This window comes from Bradyrhizobium sp. BRP56, from assembly GCF_020194035.1.
GTDB lineage: Bacteria > Pseudomonadota > Alphaproteobacteria > Rhizobiales > Xanthobacteraceae > Bradyrhizobium > Bradyrhizobium australafricanum.
The window spans coordinates 1-5,818 of record NZ_JADYVV010000136.1; the positions used below are offsets into that span (position 1 = coordinate 1).

The following is a 5,818-nucleotide window of genomic DNA, read 5'->3' on the forward strand; positions in this document are numbered from 1 at the left end:
AGGATGCCGTAGCGCGTGGCGCGATCGGAGGCGGCCTGCACCTCCTTCACCACGGCCTCGTCGATCGCGATCGGGCTCGTCTTCTGCGCGGTGTAGGCGGCGAGCAGCACGTCCTCCGGCAGTTTTGTGAGCTCGGCCGTGTTCCTGGCGTACTCGGTGAGATGGTCGAGCGACCACAGCCGCGCCTTGTTGAGCCGCTGCACCAGATCCTGCACCGCCGCGCGCTTGGTTGCGATCGCGCTGTCGGAGGCGACGATGAAGGTGATGGTCGGCGTCAGCCCTTCGCCATCGGCGACGACGCGCGCCTTGTTCTTCAGTATGGCGTAGGAGATATACGGCTCCCACACCGCCCAGGCGTCGATCGAGCCGGCGAGTAGCGCGATCTTGGCGTCGACCGGGCCGAGCGGGGCGAAGGTTGCGTCCTCGATCCTGCTGCCGGCTTTCTCCAGCGTCGCATTGATCAGGAATTGGCCCCAGCCGCCCCGCGTGCCGGCGAGGCGCTTGCCCTTCAAATCGGCTGCCGTCTTGATTGGCGAATCCCCGCGCACCAGGATCGCCTGCGTCCGCGCATCGGAGCGCGTGCCGCCGATCGCCTTGATCGGCGCGCCCGACGCATAGACCGTGAGGAAGGACAGATCGCCGGTGTAGCCGACGTCGAGCGCGCCGGCGTTGATCGCTTCCAGGATCGGGGCCGCGGCGGGAAATTCCGACCACTCGATCTTGTAGGGCAGATCCTTGGCGAGGCCGGAAATCTCCAGCAGCGAGCGGTTGCCGCCCTTCTGGTCGCCGACGCGCAGTACGATCGCGTCGGCCGCGAGTGCCGCGGCCGACGTCGACAGCGTGATCACGGCTGTGATCAGCGCGGCCGCGGTGCGGCGGGTGAAGGTATAGTGGCCCGAGCGGGTCAGTTTGCGCATTTGAATTTTCTTTCTGATTCATTCGCTGCGCGGCGGAACGCACGGCAGCGTTCGATCAAGTCTATGAGCAAGCCGTTCGCCGTCAACGAAACGGAAATCTGAATTCGCCGGCTGCGCGGCAAGGATGACCTCGTCAAGCACGCCGCGCGTAGAAAACTTCGTGCCTGCGACTGTAGACCGCTCAAATTTGATGCAGTCGCGGGTGATCGCGCCGCATCTCCGTGTGGGACGATCGTGAAAATCCTTTCATCGCCGCGCGATGCGATCGTGGAGAGTTCAGCTGTGGCGCCGACAACATTCGAAATTCCATTTCATTGACGATGATCTTGTCGCGCCGCATCATTTGCATGTTGCTTTGAGTGCAATCGCGCCGGAGAAATCCGCTTTTTTCTGAACCATGTGCTTCGAACGACGGGGCGTGCAAACGGAGACGCTTTGCGCGCGGGGCGGAGCCTTGCCGAAATGCAGGAGTGAAGATGTCGAGAGATAACAAGACGGTGATGGATCGCCGCACATTGCTGCGTGCCGGCGCCGCCGCGGCCTTTGCCGCGCCGATCGGGGCGTATAGTGCGCAGGCCTTCGCGCCACGGGCGATCACGCCGGCGATCGACTTCTCCGAATTCCCGGTCTGCAAGACCGCATCCGATGCACCGGCTTTGACCGGCGCGCCGCGCAAGCTGAAGCTGTCCTGGAACGCCGGCGCGGTCTGCCTTGCGCCGCTGCCGGTCGCGATCGACCACGGCTTCTTCCAGAAGCAGAATCTCGACGTCGAGCTGGTCAACTATTCGGGGTCGACCGACCAGCTGCTGGAGGCGATCGCCACCGGCAAGAGCGACGCCGGTCTCGGCATGGCGCTGCGCTGGCTGAAGCCGCTGGAGCAGGGCTTTGACGTCAAGATCGCCGCCGGCACCCATGGCGGCTGCATGCGCGTCCTGACCCGCACCAATTCCGGGGTCGACAAGCTTGCCGATCTCAAGGGCAAGATCGTCGCGGTCGGTGATCTCGCCGGTCCCGACAAGAATTTCTTCTCGATCCAGCTTGCCAAGCTCGGCATCGACCCGATCAAGGACGTCGACTGGCGCGCCTATCCCGGCAATCTGCTCAATGTCGCGGTCGAGAAGGGCGAGGTGCAAGCCTTCCTGTCGTCGGACCCGCTGGCCTATCTCTGGCTCAAGGATGCGCAGTACAAGGAGGTCGCCTCCAACCTCGACGGCGAATATCGCGACAAGAGCTGCTGCATCGTCGGCCTGCGCGGAAGTTTGGTACGGGAAGAGCCTCAAGTCGCGCGCGCCATTACGCAAGCGCTGCTCGACGCCGCGATGTTCACCTCGCAGAACCCGGACAAGGCGGCGAAGTCGTTCCAGCCCTATGCGCCGAAGGCGGCGAGCCTCGCCGATCTCGAGGCAATGGCGCGCTACCATACCCATCACCATCACCCGACCGGCGAGGTGCTCAAGCGCGAGCTGAAGGGTTACGCCGACGACCTCAAGACGGTGCAGGTGTTCAAGCAGAGCACCGACACGGCCAAATTCGCGGAGCGGATCTATGTCGACGTATTCAGTGTCTGACACGACGGCCGCGGCCGCGCCGCGCGCGGCGATCACGCTCGCGGACCTCTCCGGCAGCTACGGCGTCGGCCTTGCGGCGAGCCTCGTCTGGCTCGCCTTCGGCCTCTCATGCCTTTATTGGCCCGATGTCGGCGACTGGTCGCGGACCGGATCGCTCGGCATCGGCGCGATCGTCATCGCCGCCTTCATCCTGTTCGGCACATTCAGCGCGGATTATCTCGGCGGCGCCGGGCAGGCGTTGCGCAAGCGCGCGCCGTGGCTGGCGGCGTTCGGCGCCTTCGTGACATTGTGGGAGGTGGCCACCGCAAAGTTCGCCTGGCTGCCGCTGCCGTTCTTCCCGCCGCCGCAGTCGATCCTCGAGGTCTACACCGACGATCTGCCAAAACTGCTCGACAGCGTGTTCGCCTCGATCAAGCTGCAGCTCGGCGGCTACGTCATCGGCGCAACCGTCGGCTTTATTACCGGTGTCTCGATCGGCTGGTCGCAGAAGATCGGTTACTGGGTGCATCCGGTGCTGCGCTTCATCGGCCCGCTGCCGGCCACTGCCTGGCTGCCGATCGCCTTCTTCACCTTTCCGTCGAGCTGGAGCGCCTCGACCTTCCTGATCGCGCTCGCTACCGGCTTCCCGGTGACGGTCCTGACCTGGTCGGGCGTCGCGAGCGTCAGCAGCGCCTATTACGACGTCGCGCGCACGCTCGGCGCAAAACCGTCATTCCTGGTGCTGAAGGTCGCGATCCCCGCCGCGCTGCCGCATGTATTCGTCGGCCTGTTCATGGGGCTCGGCTCGTCCTTCGCCGTGCTCGTCGTCGCCGAGATGATCGGCGTCAAGGCCGGGCTCGGCTGGTACCTGCAATGGGCGCAGGGCTGGGCGGCGTATGCCAACATGTATGCGGCGCTGATCGTGATGTCGCTGCTCTGCTCCGGCGCGATCACGCTCTTGTTCCGCACCCGCGACCGCCTGCTGGTCTGGCAGAAGGGCGTCGTCAAATGGTAGTGCAGTCCGCAGCTGAGGCGATCACCTATCCAGCGGTCGGCGCCGAGCTCGATATCGAAGGCGTCAGCCACGCCTTCGATATCGATGGCGCCACGCTGCCGGTGCTCGACAATGTCAACCTCGCGATCGCGCCGGGCGAGTTCGTCGCGCTGCTAGGCCCGTCCGGCTGCGGCAAGTCGACCTTGCTGCGGCTGGTCGCGGGGCTGGAGAAGCCGCGCGCGGGCTCGCTGCGCGAGGATGAAGTCCGCATCGCCGGACCGCATCCGTCGCGGGTTGTCGTGTTCCAGGATCCGACGCTGTTTCCGTGGCGCACGGTGTGGGACAATGTCGCGCTTGGCCTCGAAGCGCAGGGCATCCTGAAGGCGCAGCGTCACCGCGTCGATGACGTCATTGAGCTGGTCGGCCTGTCCTCGTTCCGCAACGCTTATCCGCACCAGCTGTCCGGCGGCATGGCGCAGCGCGTGGCGCTGGCGCGCGCGCTGGTCAACGATCCGAAGATCCTGGTGCTCGACGAGCCGCTCGGCAAGCTCGACTCGCTGACGCGGATCGCGATGCAGTCCGAGCTCGTGGCGCTGTGGCAACGCAAAGGCTTCACCACGCTGTTGGTCACCCATGACGTCGAGGAGGCGCTGGTGCTGGCCAACCGCGTCATCGTGCTCTCCGATCGGCCGGCGCGGATCAAGGCTGACATCGCCGTCGCCCGGCCGTACCCGCGGCATCGCGGCGATCCTTATCTCGCCGAGCTGCGCAAGCAGATCCTCGGCCTGCTCGGACTGGAGGCGACATGGTGATATCTGCGGCGAGGGAGCTGCATCCGGCGGACGGGCCGGAGCACATCGCGCGCGCGTTACGGCTCGCCGACGTGTTTGCAGCGCGTGCGCCGGCGCACGACCGCGACGCCAGTTTTCCCTTCGAGAATTTCGTCGATCTCTCCCGCGAAGGCCTGCTGGCGCTGACTGTGCCGGCGGCGCTCGGCGGCGGCGGAGCGGGTGCCCGCGACGCCACGCGCGTGCTCAGCATCATCGGCAAGGCCGATCCGTCGACCGCGCTGGTGCTGTCGATGCATTACATCCAGCGCCTGGTGATGGCGCGCAGCACGCGCTGGCCGGGCCGGCTGTCGCGCAAGCTCGCCAAGGAAACAGTCGAGGGCGTGGCGCTGATCAACGCGCTCCGCGTCGAGCCTGAGCTCGGCTCGCCCGCGCGCGGCGGCCTGCCGGCGACCACAGCGCGCCGCACCGAAACCGGCTGGCGGTTGACCGGCAAGAAGATCTATTCGACCGGCGCGCCGATCCTGAAATGGTATTCGGTCTGGGCAAAGACTGATGAGCCGGAGACGCGTGTCGGCTTGTTTCTGGTTCCCGCCGGTCTGCCGGGAACGCGGATCGAGGAGAGCTGGGATCATCTCGGCCTGCGCGCCAGCGGCAGCCACACCGTGATCTTCGACGACGTGGTGTTTCCGCTGGATTACGAGATCGACGTCCGCAGGCCTGACGACTGGAAGGTTCCTGACGTCACCCAGGCGACCGTGCATGCGATCTTCGTCGCCGCGATCTATGACGGCATCGCCCGCGCCGCCCGCGACTGGCTGGTCAAATTCCTGAAGGAGCGGGTGCCCGCCAATCTCGGCGCGCCGCTCGCGACCTTGCCGCGGATGCAGGAGGTCGTCGGTGCGATCGAGGCACGGCTTGCGGTCAATGCCCGCCTGATCGACGGCTTCGCGACCGATTTCGATAACGGCTTCCAGCTTTCCGCGATCGAGTCTAACATCATCAAGCTGACGGTGACCAATAACGCCGCGGCAGTGGTGGAGGATGCCTTGTCGCTGACCAGCAATCACGGCCTGTCGCGAACCAATCCGCTGGAGCGGCATTACCGCGACGTGCTGTGCGGCCGCGTCCATACCCCGCAAGACGATGCCACCCGTGTCTCCGCCGGACGCTCCGCGCTGGGCGTCTGAAAACAATAGCCAACAACAACGGAGTTCCCGTCATGCCGGTCGAGTTCATCGGCTTCATCACCAACAACAATGCCTCCGAGGCCATCGTCCGCTCAGGCCCGGTGCTCGATCCGCCCTATATCGAGACGGTCGCCAAGGCGCATGAGCTCGCCGGTTTCGATCGCGCGCTGCTGGCGTTCCACTCCACCACGCCGGATGCGTTGCAGGTCGCGCAGCATGTGCTGACCATCACCAAGCAGCTCAAGGTGATGATCGCGCAGCGACCGGGCTTCACGGCGCCGACGCTGCTGGCGCGCCAGCTCGCGACGCTGGATCAATTCTATGGCGGCCGCGTCTCGCTGCACGTCATCACCGGCGGCAACGCCATCGAGCTGCGCCAGGA

The 5,818-nt window shown here is 65.6% G+C and carries 6 protein-coding genes; 5 read left to right on the plus strand and 1 reads right to left on the minus strand.

Annotated elements, in window-relative coordinates:
- Positions 1-917: ABC transporter substrate-binding protein (locus I6F38_RS42760; protein ID WP_225164621.1), on the minus strand; the 917-nt coding region annotated here is incomplete at its 3' end.
- A 476-nt stretch (positions 918-1,393) separates the two neighbouring features.
- On the opposite strand from I6F38_RS42760, the gene I6F38_RS42765 reads away from it, so the two are divergent.
- The 5 genes from I6F38_RS42765 to I6F38_RS42785 all read left to right on the plus strand — a co-directional run.
- Positions 1,394-2,485: an ABC transporter substrate-binding protein gene (locus I6F38_RS42765; RefSeq protein WP_225164622.1), complete on the plus strand. Its 1,092-nt coding sequence runs from the start codon at positions 1,394-1,396 to the stop codon at positions 2,483-2,485.
- A complete protein-coding gene (locus I6F38_RS42770) occupies positions 2,463-3,479 on the plus strand; it encodes an ABC transporter permease subunit (RefSeq protein ID WP_225164623.1) in 1,017 nt (338 codons plus the stop codon). The genes I6F38_RS42765 and I6F38_RS42770 overlap by 23 nt, the downstream gene beginning before the upstream one ends.
- Positions 3,473-4,270 (plus strand): ABC transporter ATP-binding protein, encoded by a 798-nt coding sequence (locus tag I6F38_RS42775; protein WP_225164624.1) that lies wholly within the window; start codon positions 3,473-3,475, stop codon positions 4,268-4,270. Before I6F38_RS42770 ends, I6F38_RS42775 begins: the two co-directional genes overlap by 7 nt.
- Positions 4,264-5,436 carry an acyl-CoA dehydrogenase family protein gene (locus I6F38_RS42780; protein ID WP_225164625.1) on the plus strand — a complete coding sequence of 391 codons (1,173 nt, stop codon included), beginning with the start codon at positions 4,264-4,266 and terminating at the stop codon, positions 5,434-5,436. The genes I6F38_RS42775 and I6F38_RS42780 overlap by 7 nt, the downstream gene beginning before the upstream one ends.
- Before the next feature lie 32 nt (positions 5,437-5,468).
- The coding region (locus I6F38_RS42785) for an LLM class flavin-dependent oxidoreductase (RefSeq protein WP_225164626.1) at positions 5,469-5,818 on the plus strand (350 nt) is incomplete at its 3' end.

Coding starts and splice junctions, on each gene's coding strand:
- I6F38_RS42770 (WP_225164623.1), top strand. CDS start 2,463: ATGTCGACGTATTCAGTGTCTGACACGACGGCCGCGGCCGCGCCGCGC.
- I6F38_RS42765 (WP_225164622.1), top strand. CDS start 1,394: ATGTCGAGAGATAACAAGACGGTGATGGATCGCCGCACATTGCTGCGT.
- I6F38_RS42775 (WP_225164624.1), top strand. CDS start 3,473: ATGGTAGTGCAGTCCGCAGCTGAGGCGATCACCTATCCAGCGGTCGGC.
- I6F38_RS42780 (WP_225164625.1), top strand. CDS start 4,264: ATGGTGATATCTGCGGCGAGGGAGCTGCATCCGGCGGACGGGCCGGAG.